General features: G+C 40.9%; 20 protein-coding genes. 14 read left to right on the top strand and 6 right to left on the bottom strand.

The genetic code is table 11. From position 1 onward, the window contains the following. Nucleotides 1–73: 73 nt before the first annotated feature. Together L3Q70_RS08205 and L3Q70_RS08200 are read right to left on the bottom strand one after the other, a co-directional pair. On the bottom strand, nucleotides 74–1564 hold the full coding sequence (locus tag L3Q70_RS08205; RefSeq protein WP_054553805.1) for a CoA-acylating methylmalonate-semialdehyde dehydrogenase: 1491 nt from the start codon (nucleotides 1562–1564) through the stop codon (nucleotides 74–76). A gap of 92 nt (nucleotides 1565–1656) precedes the next feature. After that, nucleotides 1657–2838, bottom strand: a complete 1182-nt coding sequence (locus L3Q70_RS08200) for an acetyl-CoA C-acyltransferase (RefSeq protein WP_237115216.1) — start codon at nucleotides 2836–2838, stop codon at nucleotides 1657–1659. Nucleotides 2839–3218: 380 nt separating this feature from the next. Here L3Q70_RS08200 and L3Q70_RS08195 point away from each other — a divergent pair, with 380 nt between their 5' ends. The 9 genes from L3Q70_RS08195 to L3Q70_RS08155 all read left to right on the top strand — a co-directional run bounded on the left by L3Q70_RS08195 (nucleotide 3219) and on the right by L3Q70_RS08155 (nucleotide 12785). Next, nucleotides 3219–3653, top strand: a complete 435-nt coding sequence (locus L3Q70_RS08195; protein ID WP_054553803.1) for a MerR family DNA-binding transcriptional regulator — start codon at nucleotides 3219–3221, stop codon at nucleotides 3651–3653. 44 nt (nucleotides 3654–3697) lie between these two features. Next, the gene (locus L3Q70_RS08190; RefSeq protein WP_054561519.1) at nucleotides 3698–4873 is read left to right on the top strand and encodes an isovaleryl-CoA dehydrogenase; all 1176 of its coding nucleotides are present in this window, start codon (nucleotides 3698–3700) and stop codon (nucleotides 4871–4873) included. Between the two features lie 9 nt (nucleotides 4874–4882). After that, nucleotides 4883–6490 (top strand): carboxyl transferase domain-containing protein, encoded by a 1608-nt coding sequence (locus tag L3Q70_RS08185; RefSeq protein ID WP_062569056.1) that lies wholly within the window; start codon nucleotides 4883–4885, stop codon nucleotides 6488–6490. A gap of 10 nt (nucleotides 6491–6500) precedes the next feature. Continuing rightward, nucleotides 6501–7271, top strand: a complete 771-nt coding sequence (locus L3Q70_RS08180; protein ID WP_237115215.1) for an enoyl-CoA hydratase/isomerase family protein — start codon at nucleotides 6501–6503, stop codon at nucleotides 7269–7271. An 8-nt stretch (nucleotides 7272–7279) separates the two neighbouring features. After that, nucleotides 7280–9244: an acetyl/propionyl/methylcrotonyl-CoA carboxylase subunit alpha gene (locus tag L3Q70_RS08175; protein ID WP_237115214.1), complete on the top strand. Its 1965-nt coding sequence runs from the start codon at nucleotides 7280–7282 to the stop codon at nucleotides 9242–9244. Further along, a complete protein-coding gene (locus tag L3Q70_RS08170) occupies nucleotides 9244–10149 on the top strand; it encodes a hydroxymethylglutaryl-CoA lyase (RefSeq protein ID WP_062569053.1) in 906 nt (301 codons plus the stop codon). Before L3Q70_RS08175 ends, L3Q70_RS08170 begins: the two co-directional genes overlap by 1 nt. A gap of 11 nt (nucleotides 10150–10160) precedes the next feature. Further along, entirely contained in the window at nucleotides 10161–10859 is a 699-nt protein-coding gene (locus tag L3Q70_RS08165; RefSeq protein ID WP_054553797.1) for a CoA transferase subunit A, read from the top strand. An 11-nt stretch (nucleotides 10860–10870) separates the two neighbouring features. Continuing rightward, nucleotides 10871–11527, top strand: a complete 657-nt coding sequence (locus tag L3Q70_RS08160) for a 3-oxoacid CoA-transferase subunit B (RefSeq protein WP_054553796.1) — start codon at nucleotides 10871–10873, stop codon at nucleotides 11525–11527. A gap of 379 nt (nucleotides 11528–11906) precedes the next feature. Further along, complete coding sequence (locus L3Q70_RS08155) at nucleotides 11907–12785, top strand: LysR family transcriptional regulator (protein ID WP_062569052.1); 879 nt, start codon at nucleotides 11907–11909, stop codon at nucleotides 12783–12785. 92 nt (nucleotides 12786–12877) lie between these two features. Here the strand turns inward: L3Q70_RS08155 and L3Q70_RS08150 are convergent, their stop codons facing one another. Next, complete coding sequence (locus L3Q70_RS08150; protein ID WP_237115213.1) at nucleotides 12878–13123, bottom strand: hypothetical protein; 246 nt, start codon at nucleotides 13121–13123, stop codon at nucleotides 12878–12880. 292 nt (nucleotides 13124–13415) lie between these two features. On the opposite strand from L3Q70_RS08150, the gene L3Q70_RS08145 reads away from it, so the two are divergent. Continuing rightward, the gene (locus L3Q70_RS08145; RefSeq protein WP_062569050.1) at nucleotides 13416–13838 is read left to right on the top strand and encodes a hypothetical protein; all 423 of its coding nucleotides are present in this window, start codon (nucleotides 13416–13418) and stop codon (nucleotides 13836–13838) included. 124 nt (nucleotides 13839–13962) lie between these two features. Here the strand turns inward: L3Q70_RS08145 and L3Q70_RS08140 are convergent, their stop codons facing one another. Then, nucleotides 13963–14490, bottom strand: coding sequence for a hypothetical protein (locus tag L3Q70_RS08140; RefSeq protein ID WP_237115212.1), 528 nt, complete (start codon nucleotides 14488–14490; stop codon nucleotides 13963–13965). 545 nt (nucleotides 14491–15035) lie between these two features. On the opposite strand from L3Q70_RS08140, the gene L3Q70_RS08135 reads away from it, so the two are divergent. Beyond that, nucleotides 15036–15455 (top strand): hypothetical protein, encoded by a 420-nt coding sequence (locus L3Q70_RS08135; RefSeq protein WP_237115211.1) that lies wholly within the window; start codon nucleotides 15036–15038, stop codon nucleotides 15453–15455. Nucleotides 15456–15533: 78 nt separating this feature from the next. On the opposite strand, the gene L3Q70_RS08130 is transcribed toward L3Q70_RS08135, so the two are convergent. Both L3Q70_RS08130 and msrA read right to left on the bottom strand, forming a co-directional pair. Then, nucleotides 15534–16304, bottom strand: a complete 771-nt coding sequence (locus tag L3Q70_RS08130) for an amino acid ABC transporter substrate-binding protein (RefSeq protein ID WP_237115210.1) — start codon at nucleotides 16302–16304, stop codon at nucleotides 15534–15536. 79 nt (nucleotides 16305–16383) lie between these two features. Then, nucleotides 16384–17655, bottom strand: a complete 1272-nt coding sequence (gene msrA, locus L3Q70_RS08125; RefSeq protein WP_062569046.1) for a peptide-methionine (S)-S-oxide reductase MsrA — start codon at nucleotides 17653–17655, stop codon at nucleotides 16384–16386. Between the two features lie 158 nt (nucleotides 17656–17813). Between msrA and L3Q70_RS08120 the strand changes: the two genes are divergently transcribed. The 3 genes from L3Q70_RS08120 to L3Q70_RS08110 all read left to right on the top strand — a co-directional run bounded on the left by L3Q70_RS08120 (nucleotide 17814) and on the right by L3Q70_RS08110 (nucleotide 21067). Further along, the gene (locus L3Q70_RS08120; protein ID WP_193988785.1) at nucleotides 17814–19334 is read left to right on the top strand and encodes a leucyl aminopeptidase; all 1521 of its coding nucleotides are present in this window, start codon (nucleotides 17814–17816) and stop codon (nucleotides 19332–19334) included. Between the two features lie 132 nt (nucleotides 19335–19466). Next, entirely contained in the window at nucleotides 19467–20132 is a 666-nt protein-coding gene (gene pxpB / locus L3Q70_RS08115) for a 5-oxoprolinase subunit PxpB (protein ID WP_237115209.1), read from the top strand. Then, nucleotides 20129–21067, top strand: coding sequence for a biotin-dependent carboxyltransferase family protein (locus L3Q70_RS08110; protein ID WP_237115208.1), 939 nt, complete (start codon nucleotides 20129–20131; stop codon nucleotides 21065–21067). Before pxpB ends, L3Q70_RS08110 begins: the two co-directional genes overlap by 4 nt. Nucleotides 21068–21306 lie beyond the last annotated feature (239 nt).

The raw sequence follows: 21306 nt of genomic DNA, 5'->3' as shown, positions 1-21306 counted from the left end.
TAACGATTGTTGTCGTTTAAATGTGTGTTCTTCGAGCGAGCGTGTGCTCGCTCAGCAGTAAATTAATTACAGCTTATTTAAGGTTGATACTCATGTTAGGACCTGAGGCGATATCATCCTCAAACCAACGTGAAGTAATCGTTTTCGTTTCTGTGTAAAAACGAATACCTTGCTTACCATAGGTGTGTTGGTCGCCGTAGAATGAGCCTTTCCAACCTGTGAAAGAGAAAAACGGGAGTGGCACAGGAATTGGCACGTTGATACCAACTTGACCTACTTCGATTTCATGTTGGAATTTACGTGCAGCAGCGCCGCTTGATGTAAATAACGAAGTACCGTTACCGTAAGGCGAGTTATTAATAAGCTCAATCGCCTCCTCAAGAGTATCTACAAACATACAAGCCAATACAGGACCAAAGATCTCTTCTTTGTATAAATCCATCTCGGTTGTTACATCAGTAAATAGCGTTGGACCCACCCAGTTACCTTGCTCGTAACCTTCAACAGTAAAGTCAGAGCCATCAATTAAGCACGTTGCACCTTGTTCTTTACCACTTGCGATAAGTGATAAAATACGGTCTTTAGCTGCTTTAGATGTTTGTGGGCCGTAAGCCGCGTTTGCATCATCCCATACACCTGGGCGTACGTTTTCAAAGCCTGCTTTAATTTCATCAACCCAGTCTTTTGCTTGACCAACAAATACAGCAACCGAAATACCCATACAGCGCTGACCCGCAGCACCTACAGACGCACCTACTAGGTTGTTTACAACATGCGATTTACTTGCATCAGGCATAATAACCATGTGGTTTTTTGCACCTACACACGCTTGCACGCGTTTAAGGTTTGCTGTGCCTTTTGAGTAGATATACTCACCTACACCACACGAGCCAACAAATGAAATAGCGCGTACTGCTGGATCTTCTAATAAACGGTCAACTTGTGGTTTTGTACCGTGAACAACTTGTAACACCCCTTTTGGAGCGCCCGCTTCAACAAATAGTTCAGCTAAACGCATCGGTGTTAGTGGATCTTGCTCTGAGGGCTTAAGAATAAAGGTGTTACCACACACAATAGCCAGTGGGAACATCCATAATGGGATCATTGCAGGGAAGTTAAATGGCGTAATACCTGCACATACACCCAGTGGCTGCATGTAAGAGTAAGTATCGATTTTACGCGCTACGTTTTCCATTGTTTCGCCCATCATCAGTGATGGTGCATTGGCTGCTTGCTCAACCACTTCAATACCACGCCAAACATCACCTTTGGCATCTTCAAATGTTTTACCCAGCTCATGACAAATAATCGTCGCAAGCTCGTCATGGTTTTCTTTTAACAGTGCTGCGTATTTCATCATAATGCGCGCACGCTCAGAAATTGGCACTTCTTTCCATGTTTTAAACGTTTCTTTTGCAGAGGCAATAGCTGCATCCATTTCTGCATCCGTTGCACACGGCACTTGCGCTAACACTTCTTGGTTTGCAGGGTTGATAACATCAATCAACTGCGTTGAACTTGATTGGGTAAATTCGCCGTTGATAAATAAAGGTACTTGGTGCATGAGGCACTCCTCCCCAGTGGGTATAAAGAGGCCGCAACATGATAGTTTTTAAAATACGTTGCGGCTGTGAGAGATTAAGTTCAAAAACGTAATTAAATTACTTCGACTGCCATAGCAACAGCTTCACCACCACCGATACACAGTGAGGCAACACCTTTGCTAAGACCACGATTCTTTAATGCATGAATTAACGTTACTAAGATACGCGCGCCGCTGGCACCAATTGGGTGACCAAGTGCACAGGCACCGCCGTTAACATTTACTTTGCTTTCATCAAGTTTTAACTCGTTAATTGCGAGCATAGTCACCATTGCAAACGCTTCGTTGATTTCCCATAAATCAACATCATTAACAGACCAACCGGCTTTTTCTAAAAGCGATTGCATCGCGCCAACCGGTGCTAAAGTAAATTCGCTTGGTGCTTGTGAATGTGTGCTGTGAGCAACGATACGGCAAAGTGGTGTTAAGCCTTGTGCTTTAGCATCTGACTCACGCATCAACACAAGCGCTGCTGCACCATCAGAAATTGATGACGAGTTTGCAGCTGTAATCGTACCGTCTTTTTTAAATGCAGGACGTAAACCTGGGATTTTATCAGGGCGAGCATTGCCTGGTTGCTCATCAATCGCAACGGTCACATCACCTTTGCGTGTAGAAATAGTGTGCGCGGCAATCTCGTTTGCAAATGCGCCTGTTTCAATCGCGCTGTTTGCTTTAGTCAGTGAGCTAAGTGCAAAATTATCCATTTGTTCACGACCAATTGAATACTGATCGGCAGTGTCTTGAGCAAAACAACCCATTGCTTTGTTGTCGTAAGCATCTTCAAGGCCATCACACATCATGTGATCTTTTACTTCGCCATGACCCATACGCATTCCTGAACGTGCATTCGGTAACATATAAGGCGCATTACTCATGCTTTCCATGCCACCAGCAACTGCGGTATTGATAGAGCCTGATTTAATTAAGTCATGGGCAAACATTGCAGCTTTTAAGCCAGAGCCACATACCTTGTTGATTGTTGTTGCGCCAGTACCTTGATTAAGGCCCGCTTTTAACATTGCTTGGCGCGCAGGTGCTTGACCAAGACCAGCTGGTAATACACAGCCCATGATCACTTCATCAATCTTATCGGCTGATAAACCGGCTTGCTCTAAGCTACTTTTAATAGCAGTAGCACCTAGATCAGTTGCGTGTGCACCACTTAGTGCGCCCATAAACCCCCCCATTGGGGTACGTTTTGCGGCAACAATAACAACGGCTTCAGTAGTCATAATTGGCTCCATGTAAGTGGTTATCATCATGTGTTCAAATCATGTGTTCAAATCATGTGTTCAAATCATGTGTTCAAATCATGTGTAACCAAACAGTTAATTTGTTATAGTTTAATTTCGATTTAATTCAGCATACATAATATTTACGTTTACGCCAACGTAAATCTAAAATCAACTTTTTTGCGGTCGTTAAAACTGTAAACTTATCTGTATTTTGTTGTATTAAAAATCGAACATCTGCTTACAAGGCTAGATAAATAAAGCTTTTCAACAAATCCAACCAGTTATCTTTATAAGTCTAAAGTATAACACCCAAATCACCCTTTACCTTTACGTAAACTTCACTTATATTGGTGTTATTCGAATGAGGTAAATAAATCATGAAACAAGACAATCAAACAAACTTCGAAAGCGCAGCAGTTGAACCTGCTAGCAATGAGCAAACGTTTAGTATCAGTGAACTAGCAAAAGAATTTGATATTACAACTCGCTCTATCCGCTTTTATGAAGACCAAGGGCTGATCTCACCTGATCGCAATGGTCAAACCCGTATTTATTCAAAACGCGACAAAGTAAGACTAAAGCTTATTCTACGTGGTAAACGCTTAGGTTTTACCTTGGCTGAAACGGGTCGTTTGTTTGAACTTTACGATGCAGATAAATCAAGCGCTAAACAGCTAGTGACTATGCTTGACCTTATCGCAGAGAAAAAAGCAGACCTAAGCCAACAGATGGACGACATTAAAGTTGTACTGATGGAATTGGTTACAGCAGAACGCCGCTGTCGTGAAACCCTTAATAATTTAGACGAATAACCTGACAACAACCTCGTCAACAGACTCTCACAGGAACACACATTATGAGCACTATTTCACTATACAAAGAAATGAACTTCGGACTTGGCGAAACAGCAGACATGATCCGCGATCATGTAAATAGCTTTGCTAGCCAAGAAATTGCCCCACTTGCAGAACAAACTGATGTAGACAACGCCTTCCCTAATCAACTTTGGCCACAGCTTGGCGAAATGGGTTTATTGGGTATGACAGTGCCAGAAGAATTTGGCGGTGCGGGCCTTGGTTACCTCGAGCATGTAATCGCAATGGAAGAAATTAGCCGTGCAAGTGCATCGATTGGTTTAAGTTATGGTGCTCATTCAAACCTATGTGTTAACCAAATTAACCGTAATGGGTCACAGGCTCAAAAAGAAAAATACCTGCCTAAGCTAATCAGTGGTGAGCACATTGGTGCCCTTGCGATGAGTGAGCCAAATGCGGGTTCTGATGTTGTATCGATGAAATTAAAAGCTGAGAAGAAAGGCGATGTGTTTGTGCTTAACGGTAACAAGATGTGGATCACTAATGGTCCAGATGCCGATACCTTTGTTATTTATGCAAAAACAGATTTAAATGCTGGTCCTAAAGGGATCACCGCTTTCATCGTTGAACGTAACACGCCAGGATTCTCTACTGCGCAAAAGCTCGACAAACTAGGTATGCGTGGCTCTAACACCTGTGAATTAGTGTTCGAGAACTGCGAAGTGCCCGCAGAAAACATTCTAGGTAACTTAAACGAAGGCGTAAAAGTACTTATGAGTGGTCTTGATTATGAGCGTGTTGTACTAGCAGCTGGCCCGCTTGGCATTATGCAAGCATGTATGGACATTGTTGTTCCTTATATTCATGAACGTAAGCAATTTGATAGCCCAATTGGTCAATTCCAGCTTATTCAAGGCAAAATCGCTGACATGTACACGCAAATGAATGCAGCTCGTTCATACGTTTACACGGTAGCGCGTGCCTGTGACCGCGGAGAAACAACGCGTAAAGATGCCGCTGGTGCGATTTTATATGCCGCAGAGCTTGCTACTAAGATGGCCCTTGATGCTATCCAAATCTTAGGGGGTAATGGTTATATTAACGAATACGCGACAGGTCGTTTATTACGTGATGCAAAACTGTATGAAATTGGCGCTGGTACGTCTGAAATCCGCCGCATGCTAATTGGCCGCGAATTATTCACTGAAAGCCGATAGGACCTTGTTATGACGATTTTAAAATCGAGTGTAAACCCACACGATCCGCAATTTTTGCAAAATCACGACAACATGGCAGCACTCGTAAGTGACTTACGTGAAAAGGTAGCTGATATCCGTTTAGGTGGTGGCCCAGCCCTGATTGAGCGTCATCAAGGCCGTGGTAAATTGTTTGTTCGAGACCGTATTGAAACGCTACTTGACGAAGGCTCACCATTTTTAGAGATTTCTCAATTTGCTGCCTTTGGCGTCTATGAACAAGCCATTCCTTGTGCTGGAGTGGTGGCTGGTATTGGTCGTGTTAAAGGCGTTGAATGTATGATCATCGCCAATGATGCCACCGTAAAAGGCGGGACTTACTTTCCGCTTACAGTAAAAAAACACCTACGTGCCCAAGATATCGCAGAGCGTTGTCATTTGCCGTGTATTTATTTAGTTGATTCAGGCGGTGCAAACCTGCCTGAACAAGATGATGTGTTTCCAGATAAATTACACTTTGGCCGTATTTTCTACAACCAAGCACGTATGTCTGGTAAAGGCATTCCACAAATTGCGGTCGTAATGGGTTTATGTACCGCAGGTGGTGCATATGTACCAGCGATGGCTGATGAAAGTATTATCGTAAAAGAACAAGGCACAATTTTCTTAGCAGGCCCACCGCTGGTTAAGGCGGCTACGGGTGAAGAAGTGAGCGCTGAAGAGCTCGGTGGTGCCGATGTTCACTGTAAAACATCAGGAGTTGCCGACCACTACGCTGAAAACGATGCTCATGCACTTTCAATTGCACGCCAATGTATCGAACGAATTAATTATCAGCGCCCTACTGCACCCTTACTTGATGATGTTAAACCGCCGCGTTACGACATTAACGAAATATACGGCATTGTTGGTACCGACCTAAAAAAACCATTTGATGTACGTGAAGTAATTGCCCGTGTTGTTGATGATTCATCATTTGATGAATTTAAACGCTACTTTGGTGAAACCTTAGTAACCGGCTTTGCAAAAATCTTTGGTCACCCTGTGGGTATTGTTGCCAACAACGGCATTTTATTTAGTGAGTCAGCGCAAAAAGGCGCGCACTTTATACAGTTATGTGCACAACGTAAAATCCCTTTGGTGTTTTTACAAAACATTACTGGCTTTATGGTTGGTAAGAAATACGAAGCAGAAGGCATCGCCAAGCATGGTGCGAAAATGGTAACCGCTGTGTCATGTGCAGATGTACCTAAATTTACAGTGTTAATCGGTGGCTCGTATGGAGCTGGTAACTACGGTATGTGTGGCCGCGCGTTTGAACCAACCATGATGTGGATGTGGCCAAATGCCCGTATCTCTGTGATGGGTGGAGAACAAGCAGCAGGCGTTCTTGCACAAGTTAAACAAGACGGTTTAGCCCGTAAAGGCGAAAGCATGACTGATGAGCAAGTAAGTCAGTTTAAAAAGCCAATTATCGAGCAATACGAAAAACAAGGTCATCCATATTACGCCAGTGCCCGCCTTTGGGATGATGGCATTATCGATCCTGCTGATACTCGCAATGTATTAGGGCTGGCCTTAAGCGCAGCTAAAAATGCACCAGAGCGCGATTCGCAGTTCGGCGTATTTAGAATGTAATGGAGGCCTTATGTCAGTAACACTCGAAATAACAAAATCAAATGTGGCTGTGCTGGTACTAAGTCGCCCTGAAAAACACAATGCATTTAACGAAGAAGTCATCAGTGAGCTGATCCGTTTAATTGAACATGCAAATAGCTGTGATGTACGCGCACTGGTTCTTAAAACCGAAGGTAAGCACTTCTCTGCTGGCGCTGATTTAAATTGGATGAAGTCGATGGCTGGCAATGACTTTGCTGAAAACTTAGCGGATTCAATGCAGCTAGCAAAGCTTATGAAAGTACTTGCTACAAGCCCACATCCAACAATTTGTGCCATACAAGGTGCAGCCTTTGGCGGTGCATTAGGCTTGATTGCGTGTTGTGATATCGCGATTTGCCAAGACGATGCACAATTTTGCTTAAGTGAAGTAAAGCTGGGTCTTATTCCTGCGGTTATCAGCCCTTATGTCATTAAAGCTATTGGTGAACGCGCTGCACGTCGTTACTTTTTAACGGCAGAGATTTTTGACGCGCATACAGCCAAGCAACTGGGTTTAATTCACCAGATCACCGGCGATTTGCAAACAGCGCTCGACAAACACTTACAAAGTCTTGTTAACAATGGCCCTATTGCCGTTAAAGCAGCAAAGCAGCTTATAAATGATGTGGCTGGTAATGTAATTGATGATGCACTTATTGAGTTAACCGCAGAGCGCATTGCACGCATTCGTGTATCTGAAGAAGGCCAAGAAGGTCTGACTGCATTTTTTGAAAAACGCGCCCCTAACTGGCAGAAATAGGAACCATTATGACAACAAAATCATTGGAAAAAATTCTCGTTGCCAACCGTGGTGAAATTGCCTGCCGAGTTATGCGTACAGCAAAACAAATGGGCTTAACAACGGTTGCAGTGTATTCAGATGCTGATAAACATGCTCAGCACGTAAAGCTTGCTGATGAGGCGTACCATATTGGTCCTGCACCGAGTAAAGACTCGTACTTAGTGGCAGATAAAATCATCGATGTTGCAAAACAAGCAGGTGTTGATTGTATTCACCCGGGTTATGGCTTTTTATCTGAGAACTCTGACTTTGCTCTCGCGTGTGAGAAAAATGATATCGCCTTTATTGGCCCACCAGCATCAAGCATTGAAGCCATGGGTTCAAAAACCCGCGCTAAAGAAATAATGCACCAAGCGAATGTACCTTTAGTACCTGGGTATTATGGTGATAATCAAGATACTGAGTTCTTACAAGCCGAAGCTGAAAAAATTGGTTATCCCGTTCTTATTAAAGCGGCCTTTGGTGGCGGTGGTAAAGGTATGCGAGTAGTTGAACACGCAAAAGACTTTATCAGTGCTCTTGAAGGCGCAAAACGTGAAGCAAAAGCAGGCTTTGGCAACGATTTAGTACTGTTAGAGCGCTATGTCACTAAACCTCGCCATGTTGAAGTGCAAGTTTTTGCCGATAGCCATGGTAACTGTGTGTACTTAGGCGATCGTGACTGTTCTTTACAACGACGTCACCAAAAAGTAATTGAAGAGGCCCCAGCACCTGGTTTATCTGATGCACTTCGCAAAGAAATGGGTGAAGCAGCGGTACGTTGTGCCCAAGCGATTAACTATCGCGGTGCAGGTACGGTTGAGTTTTTATTATGCGGTGATGAATTCTTCTTCATGGAAATGAACACCCGTTTACAGGTTGAGCACCCAGTAACAGAAATGGTAACCGGTGTTGATTTGGTGAATTGGCAAATCAACATTGCGGCAGGTGAAGCATTACCTCTTAACCAAGCTGATATTCAGCTACAAGGCCACAGTTTTGAAGCGCGTATTTATGCGGAAGATCCTAGCAATGACTTTATTCCGTGTTCGGGTCATATTGATGCCCTATTTACACCGGATGAATCTGAGTTTGTTCGTATCGATACAGGCATTGCAGCAGGTGATGAAATTAGCCCGTTCTACGACCCTATGATCGCTAAGTTAATTGTTCATGACGATAACCGTGAGGCAGCGCTTGGGCGTTTATCAAAAGCACTTGAGCAATTTCACTTAGCGGGTTTTAGCTGTAACGTTAATTTCTTACATAATCTTGCTAACCACCCTACTTTTCAAGCAGGTGCACCCGATACGCACTTTATTGAAGACCAAGGTGAGCAACTTGTTGCTAAAAGCGAGCAACAGTCTGTTATTGCGACCGTTGTCGCAGCTTATGCGTATGCTCATCAACTAAAAGGTGAAAGCAGCAGCCCATGGCAACAATTAACAGGCTTTATGCTTAACAGTGACGCTAAAACAACCATCCCGTTTGTTGATTTATCTATTCATGCCATTAAGACTTCAGATGGTTTTAGAATAAGCCTTGACGGGGTTGACTATACAACTTCGGGCAACGTTGAAGATGGCCTTGCAAACCTAGTCGTTAATGGCGAAAAAGTTGTTGCTCATATTAATCAAACAGACTCTCACATCACAGTGATGTACAAAGCACAACAAAAGGTGCTTGAGCTGATTGATAAACACTATATTAGTGAGCACGAAAGTGATGCACTACCACTTGCCGCGCCACTCAACGGTACTGTTGTTAAGCATTTAGTTGAGGTAGGTAGTACTGTTTCTAAGGGGGACGCGGTCGTTATCATTGAAGCTATGAAAATGGAATACACCCTTAATGCCCCGCATGATGGTGTATTAACGAGCTATTGCTTTGCTGAAGGCGAACTGGTGAGTCACGGTGATATGCTCGCGATTGTTGAAGAGCCGGAGGCGTAATGGCACAGTTTCCTGATTTTGTTCGCATTGTAGAAGTTGGCGCCAGAGACGGTTTGCAAAATGAAGCCGCCGTTAGCACGCAAGATAAAGTCGATCTTATCAACGCCCTAGCTGAAGCTGGTCTTAAAGATATTGAAGCAGGCGCATTTGTGTCACCTAAATGGGTGCCACAAATGGCTGACTCTAGCGATGTAATTAGTGCGTTAAATTTACAAGACGTTAATTTAAGTGCCCTCACCCCGAATTTACGGGGTGCAGAGGCAGCAAAACTAGTCGGCATACAAGAATTTGCTATCTTTACAGCAGCAAGTGAAGCGTTCTGTCAAAAGAACATCAACTGCTCTATTGATGAAAGTATTGATCGCTTTAAAGATGTCATGGATTTTGCCAAAGCGAATAACATTCGTGTTAGAGGTTACGTTAGCTGCGTTATGGGTTGCCCATATCAAGGTGATGTCGACTACAATGATGTATTAAACGTATCAGAGCGATTACTCGAGCTTGGTTGTTACGAAATTAGCCTAGGTGACACCATTGGTGTGGGTACGGCGAAAAAAGTCGATGAGTTATTAGATTTACTCTTGCAACATATTGATAAATCAAAACTCGCTGTACATTTTCACGACACCTACGGACAAGCGCTCACAAATATTTACACCGCCCTAAACCGCGGTATAGCAACGGTTGACAGTGCAGTTGCAGGCCTTGGTGGCTGCCCTTACGCAAAAGGTGCGTCAGGAAATGTTGCCACTGAAGATGTAGTTTACTTACTACAAGGGCTTGGCATAGAGCATGGAATTGATTTAGAAAGACTGGCGAAAGCTGGTTGGGCTATTTGCAGTGCATTAAATAAACAACCTGTCAGCAAGGTATCACTTGCTCTAAAGAACACTCAGAATAATTAAGGAGTAGGCTCATGGCCGGTTTCGATAAAGTAGTTTCAAGTTATGAAGCTGCAATGGAAGGTTTAAAAGATGGCGATACTATTATCGCTGGTGGCTTTGGCTTGTGTGGTATTCCTGAGGGGCTTATCAGTGAAATTAAGCGTAAACAAACTAAAAATCTAACCGTTGTTTCAAACAACTGCGGTGTAGATGATTTTGGTTTAGGGGTTTTACTTCACGATAAGCAAATTAAAAAAATCATCGCTTCTTATGTGGGTGAAAATGCGCTTTTCGAAAAACAACTACTTGATGGTGAAATTGATGTTGTTTTAACACCACAAGGTACACTCGCTGAGAAGATGCGTGCCGGTGGCGCTGGTATTCCTGCGTTTTATACTGCTACAGGTTACGGCACTCCGGTTGCTGAGGGCAAAGAAGTCAAAGAATTTGATGGCCGTCCGTATATCTTAGAAGAATCAATTACTGGTGAGTTTGCCATTGTTAAAGCATGGAAAGCCGACCGCTACGGTAATCTTGTATTTCGCCATACTGCAATGAACTTCAACCCGATGGCCGCGACAGCAGGTAAAATTACTGTTGCTGAAGTAGAAGAGATTGTAGAACCAGGTGAACTTGAGCCTAGCCAAATTCATACCCCAGGTATTTATGTTAATCGCGTGATCAAAGGCGACTTTGAAAAACGCATCGAACGTGTAACAACTCGCGATTAAGGAGCAATAAAATGGCATTATCACGTGAACAAGTTGCAATGCGTGTTGCACAAGAGCTACAAGATGGCTATTACGTAAACCTAGGTATTGGTATCCCTACCCTAGTTGCTAACTATGTCCCAGATGGCATCGAAGTCATGCTGCAGTCTGAAAATGGCTTACTGGGTATGGGTGCGTACCCAACTAAAGACCAAGTTGATGCAGATATGATCAATGCGGGTAAAGAAACCGTGACAGCAGCCACAGGTGCAGCAATATTTAATAGTGCAGATAGTTTTGCCATGATACGGGGTGGTCATGTAGACTTAACAGTATTAGGTGCATTTGAAGTTGACCAGAACGGTAACATCGCATCGTGGATGATCCCAAAGAAGCTAATTAAAGGCATGGGTGGCGCGATGGACCTCGTTGCTGGCGCGAAGAATATTATTGTTACGATGACTCATGCAAGCAAGCATGGTGACTCTAAGTTATTAGAAAGTTGCACTTTACCGCTAACTGGGGTTAACTGTGTAAAGAAAATCGTAACTGATTTAGCCGTACTAGAAGTTAAAGACGGCGCATTTCATCTAATCGAACGCGCTCCGGGCGTGTCGGTAGACGAAATCATTAGCAAAACGGCAGGCAAATTGCTTGTTGAAGGTGATGTTCCAGAGATGGTTTTTTAATCCACTCACATCCCATGTACCGACCTCATTCCCAGTGCCAATGGCGCTGAGTTACCCAAAATCCCTCGCAAGAGGGATTTTTTTTATCTATTGATTTACTGTGAGCTGCACCAATTTGTCACATAAATAGTATAAAATGCCCTAACTTTGTGAAGTGAAAGTCTTTAAAGTATAGGGTGTTACCTGTTTCAGAAAACTGCTAAAATCTTTTAAATGCAATAAAAGTAGATTAAACAATCAATTAAAGAGTCTTTTTTATGCATTTGTGCAAATATTAGCTATATTCAACCTTTACTCTCTTACTTTTTACATTTTGGGATAATAATTGCTTAGCAGTTAGTTAACTAACACGCGCTATTGAGACTTACTGAAATTAACTATGCAAACACCTATTCGTGGCTTACGCTCATTTTGTTTTGCTGCACGCACCCTTAGCTTTAAAGATGCGGCAAACCAACTCTACCTTACGCCTTCTGCCGTAAGCCATCAGATCAAACAATTAGAAGAACAATTGGGTATTGAACTGTTTGAACGTCAAACCCGCTCTATCCGCTTAACAGCTGCGGGGAAAAATTTTTATGACTCTGTATCGCCGCTTATTAAAGCGCTAGAAAAAACCATTAACGAGTTTAGTCAGTTACAAGAGAACGTGACTATAAGTATTACGCTACCTGAGTTTTTCGCCAGTGAGCTGTTAATGCCAAAACTGAGCGAATGGACTAGCGATCATCCAAATACAAATTTACAGCTTAATACCTTAAAAACGCGTAAAGAGCTGACTAAGCAAAGCGATTTATCGATTGTATTGTCTTCGTCTAAACCGCACGAAGGGGTTGTACATGAGCTGTTTTCGCTTTCTTATACGCCAGCTTGCAATAAAGAAAACTGGCAAGCATGGCAAGAAAACCCATTTCAGGCATTAAATGAAGTTCCTCTAATACTTCATAAAGCGCGTCCATGGGCTTGGCACCAATGGGCTGAGCATGCTGGTATTGATGACTTTGCACCAAAGCAAATTATTCAGGTTGATAGTATGTTTGGTGTGGCACGTGCCGCGCAACAGGGTATGGGTATTGCCCTAATCCCCTTACCTATCAGTCAGACTTGGTTTGATGAGCAATGGTTATTTAATTTCACTAATATGCCATTAAAAACCAAGGATAAATATTACTTAGTGCAACACGAACCAAGTGAAACCAATGCACAACTAGAACTATTCATAAAATGGATGCTTGATACTTTTAAGCACCTTAAGTAGTCATTATTGCCCTCAGAGAAATCTGAGGGTTATCTAAATTTATAATATCTTAAATAACAATCAACTCAGCTTTAACTCGTTTTATCACACACTTAACTTGAGTCTTTATCATCGTCTCGCTTTTGTTTTTTACGCTGCTCATGCTTTGCTTTGGCAACATTTTCATATACCGAAGGTGGGATTGGAAATAGCGAAATAAGTGGTAACAATGCCATAAATAAATATGCTCCCTTTGGCGCTTTTTTAGCCCACCGCACCATCAAGGTTAGGGCTCTTAGTAATATATAAAAGCCGATTAAACCTATAGTAATTATCAGTACAAGCGTAAGTAAGTTCATTTTCAATCCATCAGTAAGCCCTTAACTTAAAGTGAGGACAGTTAGACTTTTTAAATCATCAGATTATCGTTCAGCTATTTAAAAACTCTATACTTTTAATTTACGACAATTAACTTACAACCCTTATAAACTAATACACACAGCGCTTAGTCTTAAATTATTATATTAGACTAAAGTCTATAAGTTAATTTTCTTCATCTATTGAGTGTTTTTTTATCGTTTGTTGAATTTTTTCTACTCAACTAAAGTTCAACTGTCGGCACTTGATACCGATATAACAGAGGAAAAGATTATGTTTAGTACACTTATGAAACGCGTTGTAGTTAGCTCTTTATTAACTTGTTCAGCTATGGCAATGGCTGATCAAAGTGACTATAAATTAATGGTAATTGACCAATCGACACAGGCAAGTGCTGAGGTTAACCGTCAATACGAATTAGCATTTAACCAATGTGCGTTAAGTGTTCAAGCAAAGAATTTTACCGAAGCTGAAACACTCTGTTCAAAAGCAATCAGTTTACTAAATACAAGCAAAGTACCTGCTTATAAACGCCGTGAATTAACGTCATTTGCTTTAAGCAACCGCGGTGTTGCTCGCATCATGTCTGAAAACGACACAGCGGCACTCTCTGACTTCTACGAAGCAGTACAAATTTCAGGTAACGAGTTAGTAGAACACAACTTAACTCGAGCGAAAAAGAACTTAGCATTATAAGCTCTCTCAAAATTGTGTTGTCTTAAAACCCAGCTTTGGCTGGGTTTTGTCGTTTATGTACCCATCTTTTTACTTACGGCAAAAATACAATAGCGATTTAAGAATTAAGCTGACGAAGCTTACCTTAATCCTCCGATAATGCCTGTTTGTAACTTAAATCAAAGTTTTTGAGCAACTGATTAAGGAAATTGAGGTTTATCTGATTAGGTTTAAAATTTTGCCCCTTTTCAATATTTGCTATGTATTGTTTTAACTTTACTTTGTCTTTATTCCAAAAAGCGATGTTCCCTAAGACAAAGTCATTCCAATACATTTTTGAATTACTTAAGTCTTCATTCGGATCCAATACTTTATTTGCATAAAAGATCGCGTGTTGATAATTACCCGCGAGCCCTTCCATTTGCGCTAAATGCCAAGTTAATGAGCTTTCTTTTGAATTATTATGGGTAATAAAACGTTTAATCAGAATAGCGGCTTCAGTATGACAGCCTGATTTTTCTAACAATCTAAACCCAGCATCATCAGTCTGATCAAATTGCTGGTATGTGAGGTTTAAATCGTCTTTTAATCTTTCTTCAAGGGCAGCTTTACAATCAGCAAACGCAACATTCGATATAAATAAAAATCCAATTGATAAAAGCCCTGTTTTCATAATTCTTTCCTTGTGATTCTCAATATTGGCTTGTTTATGATTCTTTGACAAAAATTTTAATTGTTTTGCTAAACACCGCGGTTCTCATATACAAGCATATCTACTCAGGTTCAGAAGCATTTTCAACTTGTAAATATACAGGTAACGTTGAAATTTAAATGTCACTTTGGAATGCTTTGTCCATAATTTTTAAAAAGCTATTTTTAACAAAGTTACTAACCAATGGCCACTGCTAAAAAGTTACCTCGTTTATCAAAACCTATCTCCATATAAGAATCACAATCTACAGATGCAAATAACGTTTCTATAAATAAGCGTAGGCACAAAAATTTATAAGCACTCAGTCAAAGTTTCAGTTGTTAAAAAATACTAGAGTCGACATTACATACTCTCATCCCCCATGAAACTTTGAGTTCTGAGCAATTACTCTATAGATTAAATTTCTTCATCTATCAGGTTTAATTTAATCGTTTGTTTAGCTTATAGGAATATTTTAAAGTTCACTCGTTGGCAAGAAACACCAACTAATTCAAAGGAAAACTATCATGTTAAAAACACTTGTAACCACTATTGCACTTAGCTCTTTATTAACTTGCCCAGCGATGGCAGTAGCCGCACAAGCTGATTATAAACTGATGGTAATTGAGCAACCTCAAACCAACGATAATGCAACCAGCCAATACGAAACTGCCTTCAACCGCTGTGCATTAAGCGTTAAAGAAAAGAATTTTTCAGAAGCAGAAAGCCTGTGTACTCAAGCAATTTCTCTTCTAAGTACAAGTAAAGTACCAGGTTACAAACGCCGCGAGTTAACATCGTTTGCACTTAGTAACCGAGGTGTTGCACGCATCATGTCCGAAAACGATACAGCCGCGCTTTCTGACTTTTATGAAGCAGTGCAAATTTCTAAAAATGAACTTGTAAACCACAATTTAAGCCGTGCAAAACAAAACTTAGCACTGTAGTTGTAAAGGTTCCCCCAACCAAATTGTTGTCGAAAGCCCGGTTCTTGTGTGTTCTGACCGGGCTTTTTTTCGAGCTGATTAAAGGCCAATATCAAACTGCTGCTTTAAAGCTCTAACTTGGTCACTGTGGGTAGATAGATATAAGTTAAATTGCTCAATAACATCAGGGTATTTAACTGTTGATAGATGGAAACTTTGCACATCTACCGCAAGTTTATCGTGAAAGTACACGGGCACTCTATTTTCAAACTCTTCTCGCATTTTATAGTTCAAAACATCTTTAGATATGTAAATACAATTTATTCGCTTTAAAAGTAATAAAGAAATTAATTCAGTCGTATCAGCCGTCTCCACAACGTCGATCTGCTTTTTCATAAAATGTGATTTATAACTTTGTGATGTAAAGCCTCGAACTTTACCTATCCTGCTACAATCAGAAAGCGTGGTATTTTGTTGCAAACTCGCAATGCCTGTCACTGTATTCAAAATTGATTCTGAGTAAATAATCGGGTTAGGTTTCGAAAATGTATCTTTAAAGGATTTTTGCCACTGCGGATTGTCAGGATATTTAAAATCAATATAGTTTTCGGCAACCAGATCCCTATAAAGACGATTTAAAGGGGCGGGATAAAACTTAACGCTATAACCAAATTCTCGGCTGAATTGTTTAAGCAATTTTTCACTAAATCCAGTGAAGTTAGGCTTCTTACTGTCACTGCCATCGTAATAAGGTAGATACTCTATATTCTCTACACCTATCACGATGGCTTTTAATTCCTTACACACTAATCCATTAGAAAATAAGCACAATTTTAAAATTAACGTATAAATTAGTTTGGTTTTCAACACGAAAAAGTATCTTGTTTCTCCAGTCATAGTTTTAGGATAGGCTATAACTATGGTTTCAACTAATTTTTACTAATAACATTTAACTACGCGGAACAAATTCAAGTACTGTAGCATTAATACAATATCTATCTTGCCCTCTTGGACCTTCCCCCGGAAATAAGTGCCCTAAGTGAATTCCTGAACTTTTCGATTTTAGCTCGATACGCTGCATACCATAGCTATTATCTTCATGCATCGTTACACTATTTTTGACTGGGTGAGTAAAAGACAACCACCCTGTTCCCGAATTAAATCTATCTCGGGTATCAAATAATGGTGCACCACTTAATTTGTCAATAAAAATGCCATCTGGGGTATTTTTAAAAATGTCGTATTCCTTACAAAACGGGCTGTCTGTTCTGGAATGAAATGCCACTCTAAAGGCCTCACTGTCACCCAATTTAAATGCGCCCAATGCTTTGTAAAACTCTTCCTTATTCACATACCCTTGACGACCATAAACTTCTTTACCATCTTCGATAAATAAAAGTGTAGGTGTTGCCCAAGTAGGTGTGTTAATAACCAAGCCAGCAAGTTGATCCGCATGGCGAAAAGTCATAGGGATTGTGCCCTTGTATGCATTAGCAACTTCTTTTTTAAATTTTTCGCAATACGGGCAATAGCCTTTAGCATCAATTACTACAATATGTTTGTTAGCGAGTAAGGCAGTGTTATCTATTTTAGGCTTTTCAGATGGGCTAAATACAACCCCTGTAGAATGATCAGGACAGTAGCCATTCGGGTTTTTCTTTATATAGTCTTGATGATACTCCTCTGCTTTAAAAAACCTATCAAGCGGTTTTATTACCGTTTTAATTTCGCCAAATCCCGCTGATGATAATTTTTTTTGATACGCTTCTTTAAGGCGATTTGCACTAACAAGCTGATTGGAGTTGCTGGTTAGAATAGTCGACCGATATTGTGTGCCAATATCATTGCCCTGCCGATTAAGCTGTGTCGGATCATGACTTTCAAAGTAATGTTTTAAAAGATCTTCTGTGCTTAATTTGTTGCTGTTATAAGTAACTTTGACTACCTCAGCGTAATTGTTTTCATCAAAACGACGAGAGCTACGTGTAATGTTTTTATATGTCGCCTTAAAGCCCTGCCCATCAGCATAACCCGATACCGCATCGAGCACACCGTTGAGGGCTTCATAGCGTTTTTCTGCGCCCCAAAAACAACCCGAACCTAATACTATAGTTTCAATATGTTTAGTTGCATTAGGCAGGTCTTCTTTAGCCAAAACGGGACTGATACTAGCAACTGCACTGACGGTGAACCATGCCACCAATAAAGACTTAATTGTCATACTAATTTACCTCGTCATAGCGTGTGTATTTAATAGACCTAAGAGAAATATAAAATATTTCAACTTAAACGCATCCCACGGGCTATTCACCGCTTAAAATTTAACTCTTTAGTGTTAATAGGGTAAAAAAAGCTTTTTTTTAACATTGGGATATATAAATGAGAATTGCACATAGCTTATCTGCTCTTGCATTGGGTATAACGCTTGCTACGCAAGTGAATGCAGCAGAGTTCACTTTTAAGCAATCTATTCAAGCTACAGATAACACTTTGGTATTGTTTTTAGACACTGAAACACAAATCGCCAAATTTAACCATTTAGCCTCAGAGACACAAACTCATATTAACAAAGTGATTGATTTTTCAGACTTTGAAGCTAAATATGGTAAAACATTAGAGATCATTGCTCCAAATGGTAGCCAGCATCAACGTATTCTTTTAGTTGGCTTAGGTGAGCAAGCAAAGCTAGATGCAGCTAAAATGGCAAAGCTGGGTGGCAATGTACATGCACAGCTACATAAAGCAAAACAAGAAAACGTCAGCCTTGATTTCTCTACAATCACTGATCAAGAAACTAACGCTAAATACGCTGCAGAGTTTGCCCATGGCGCAAATCTACGTGATCACCGCTTTGAAGTTTACAAAAAAGAAAAAGATAGTCACTTAGTGAGCTACACAGTCGATGTTGAAAATATAGACCAAGCGGTCAAAAACCATACTTTACTGCAACACATAGAAGAAGGCGTATTTTTAGCACGCGACTTAACAAGTGAAGTTGCAACTGAAATGACGCCGGCTGATTTTGCAAAAGCTGCAAAAGAACTTAAAAAGTTAGGTGTCAAAATTTCTATTTTAGAGCCTAAGCAAATCAAAAAGCTTGGTATGGGTGCACTAGAAGCAGTTGGTCGTGGGAGCGAACAAGGTTCACGTTTAGTTGTTGCGCATTATCAAGGTAATAAAAATACACCGATCGCTTTAGTGGGTAAAGGTATTACTTTTGATTCTGGTGGTTATAGTCTAAAAACAGGTGCATCAATAGCCCGCATGAAATCAGATATGGCCGGTGCAGCAGCGGTACTTGGAACGGTTAAAGCAATGGCACTTGCAAAAGCTGATACTAATGTCGTTGCAGTAATGGGCATGGCAGCCAATATGGTGTCACAATTTGCCGTTGCACCTGGCGATGTAGTACGCACAGCCGAAGGTCTAAGCGTAGAAATTGTAAACACCGATGCTGAAGGTCGTTTAGTGCTTAGCGATGCAATGTGGTACGCTCGTGATAAATTTAAACCAAGTATTATGGTTGACGTTGCAACCTTAACCGGCTCTAAAATTGGTGCTGTAGGTAATGACTATGCCGCCATTTTCTCTGAGGATGACCAACTAGTAGAACAACTAACGATCGCAGGTAAACACGTAAACGAAAATGTATGGCGCTTACCACTTGGCTACGAAGATGCATTAAAGTCTGATATCGCAGACTTGAAAAATATTGGTTCACATGGTCCTGGTGCAACAACAGCAGCAAGCTTCCTGAAAAACTTTGCGGGTGAAACTCGCTGGGTTCACATTGATATTGCCGGAAATGCGCTTAACAGCAAAGCAAAAGATGAGCTTGCTGAAGGCGGCACTGGTTACGGTGTGCGTTTGTTATCTAACTGGCTTCTAAACAACCAGTAACAAAAAGATTGCCTACAACAGCAGGTTGTAGGCAATTAACACTCGATTAAAATACAAAAACTGTATTTACATCAACAAATTCGTGCTTTTATGCTATGTTGCTATGACTAATCACTTTTAAATTGGGATGCAATGACTACATACAGCTCGCCATCGATTACTGTACTTACCACTCACTGCATTTATTTTGATGTAAGTCATTCAGAACAGACAATTCTAGAAACACAAAAAAAGGTCTGGGCTTTAGCACAACTCTGCCAACAATCTGGTGATTTTATTGATGTGGTGCCAGCGAACAATAATCTGACTTTATATTTAAACGATCCTTTAAGACTGCAGTATTGGTTATCAGCTTTGAATGAGCACTGGCTTGAAGTCTCATTATTAAAATTTAACTCTACCCACCATAAGTTACCGATACGGTACGGTGGAGTTCATGGCCCTGATATTAAACATGTTGCACACTATCACAACCTAAGCGTGGATGATGTAGTACAATTACATAGTAGTGGCACCTACCATGTATTATTTTTAGGGTTCCAGCCTGGCTTTGCCTATCTAAGTGGTTTAGATAAAAAGTTATACACACCAAGACGTAGCGATCCTCGTACATCTGTTCCTAAAGGTTCAGTTGCTATTGGCGGTGAACAAACTGGTATCTACCCAGAAACTTCACCAGGTGGCTGGCAAATTATAGGTCACACCGACTTTAAATTATTTGATATTAATGCCCCCTCTCCTTGCGCTTTTGCGCCAGGTGATACCATCGAGTTTACAATCAAGGAGGTGCTATCGTGATCACCGTTGTTAAACCGGGTATGCAAATGTCTATACAAGATCAAGGACGCACAGGTTCGAGACATTTAGGTATTGGTCAGTCAGGTTGCATTGACCCATATGCACAAATTATTTGTAACCGATTAGTCGGTAACCCTGATAATTGCCCTGTACTTGAAATCACGCTGGGTCTTGCTGAAATTAAATTCGATAATGATTACTATATTGCCCTACACGGCACGGATATGAAAGCCACAGTCAATGGTAACCCTATTCAACCAGGCTGGAGCTATTACATAAAAAAAGGCGATGTATTAAAGCTTAATGCTGCACGACACGGATTTCGAAGCTACCTTGCTATAGGGGGTATTTGGCAATTACCAACGCCTATATTAGGCTCTTACTCTACCGATTTAACCGCTAAGTTTGGTGGTTTACATGGTAACGCTTTAAATCCTGGTGACAGCATAGACATTACACCACAGTACAAAACCAAAATTGGTTTAGGTGCGATGCTTCCACCAAAAAGTACACACATACGTGTTTATGAAGGCCCTCACAATAAATTACTGTCAAAGCAAAGCATCGACAAGTTTATTAATCATTCATGGCATATTTCGCCGAGTAGTAACCGCATGGGAGCGAGGTTAAGTAGTGATGAATGCAAATTAGAACATGCTTTATCATTACCTTCTATGGCAGTCATGCCTGGTAGTATCCAGTTGCCACCGAGTGGCGAGCCTATTGTTCTTTTAAATGATGCTCAAACAACGGGTGGTTATCCATTACTTGGTACAGTGATTGAGGCTGATTTGAGACACTTTGCCCAATTAAAACCGGGGGATTTTTTACACTTTGAATTCGTCAGTCTAAATGAGGCAACCAAAGCACAACAAAAACTAACTTCTCACCTAAATCAATTAAAAATTGCTCTAGAATATAAAAATAAACAGTAAAATAGTGAGCAGCACACCTCGGTGCTGCTCTATTTATAGATACTTGTATACACAAGATCGTCAGTACAAATTATTTAAGCAGTCTATTGCACAAAACTAGTGCAAAGACTAACTGCAAAATAGCTACTCGCTTTTAAATATAGAGCGATTTCCGATTTATCCATTGTCTATGAGCTTATTGCAAAACAGTTATTGATCATTTCGGTGCAACACCCGCCTATTATGGTGCATATTTTATT

Source organism: Pseudoalteromonas sp. CF6-2, from assembly GCF_021729425.1.
Taxonomy (GTDB): domain Bacteria; phylum Pseudomonadota; class Gammaproteobacteria; order Enterobacterales; family Alteromonadaceae; genus Pseudoalteromonas; species Pseudoalteromonas arabiensis.
This window is presented reverse-complemented; position numbering and strand designations above follow the sequence as displayed.

Excerpts from the sequence above, each read along its gene's own strand:
- L3Q70_RS08200 (WP_237115216.1), bottom strand. The coding sequence starts at position 2,838 with ATGACTACTGAAGCCGTTGTTATTGTTGCCGCAAAACGTACCCCAATG.
- L3Q70_RS08170 (WP_062569053.1), top strand. The coding sequence starts at position 9,244 with ATGGCACAGTTTCCTGATTTTGTTCGCATTGTAGAAGTTGGCGCCAGA.
- L3Q70_RS08145 (WP_062569050.1), top strand. The coding sequence starts at position 13,416 with ATGTTTAGTACACTTATGAAACGCGTTGTAGTTAGCTCTTTATTAACT.
- L3Q70_RS08205 (WP_054553805.1), bottom strand. The coding sequence starts at position 1,564 with ATGCACCAAGTACCTTTATTTATCAACGGCGAATTTACCCAATCAAGT.
- L3Q70_RS08175 (WP_237115214.1), top strand. The coding sequence starts at position 7,280 with ATGACAACAAAATCATTGGAAAAAATTCTCGTTGCCAACCGTGGTGAA.
- L3Q70_RS08165 (WP_054553797.1), top strand. The coding sequence starts at position 10,161 with ATGGCCGGTTTCGATAAAGTAGTTTCAAGTTATGAAGCTGCAATGGAA.
- L3Q70_RS08180 (WP_237115215.1), top strand. The coding sequence starts at position 6,501 with ATGTCAGTAACACTCGAAATAACAAAATCAAATGTGGCTGTGCTGGTA.
- L3Q70_RS08150 (WP_237115213.1), bottom strand. The coding sequence starts at position 13,123 with ATGAACTTACTTACGCTTGTACTGATAATTACTATAGGTTTAATCGGC.
- pxpB (WP_237115209.1), top strand. The coding sequence starts at position 19,467 with ATGACTACATACAGCTCGCCATCGATTACTGTACTTACCACTCACTGC.
- L3Q70_RS08160 (WP_054553796.1), top strand. The coding sequence starts at position 10,871 with ATGGCATTATCACGTGAACAAGTTGCAATGCGTGTTGCACAAGAGCTA.
- L3Q70_RS08120 (WP_193988785.1), top strand. The coding sequence starts at position 17,814 with ATGAGAATTGCACATAGCTTATCTGCTCTTGCATTGGGTATAACGCTT.
- L3Q70_RS08155 (WP_062569052.1), top strand. The coding sequence starts at position 11,907 with ATGCAAACACCTATTCGTGGCTTACGCTCATTTTGTTTTGCTGCACGC.
- L3Q70_RS08135 (WP_237115211.1), top strand. The coding sequence starts at position 15,036 with ATGTTAAAAACACTTGTAACCACTATTGCACTTAGCTCTTTATTAACT.
- L3Q70_RS08190 (WP_054561519.1), top strand. The coding sequence starts at position 3,698 with ATGAGCACTATTTCACTATACAAAGAAATGAACTTCGGACTTGGCGAA.
- L3Q70_RS08140 (WP_237115212.1), bottom strand. The coding sequence starts at position 14,490 with ATGAAAACAGGGCTTTTATCAATTGGATTTTTATTTATATCGAATGTT.
- L3Q70_RS08195 (WP_054553803.1), top strand. The coding sequence starts at position 3,219 with ATGAAACAAGACAATCAAACAAACTTCGAAAGCGCAGCAGTTGAACCT.
- msrA (WP_062569046.1), bottom strand. The coding sequence starts at position 17,655 with ATGACAATTAAGTCTTTATTGGTGGCATGGTTCACCGTCAGTGCAGTT.
- L3Q70_RS08185 (WP_062569056.1), top strand. The coding sequence starts at position 4,883 with ATGACGATTTTAAAATCGAGTGTAAACCCACACGATCCGCAATTTTTG.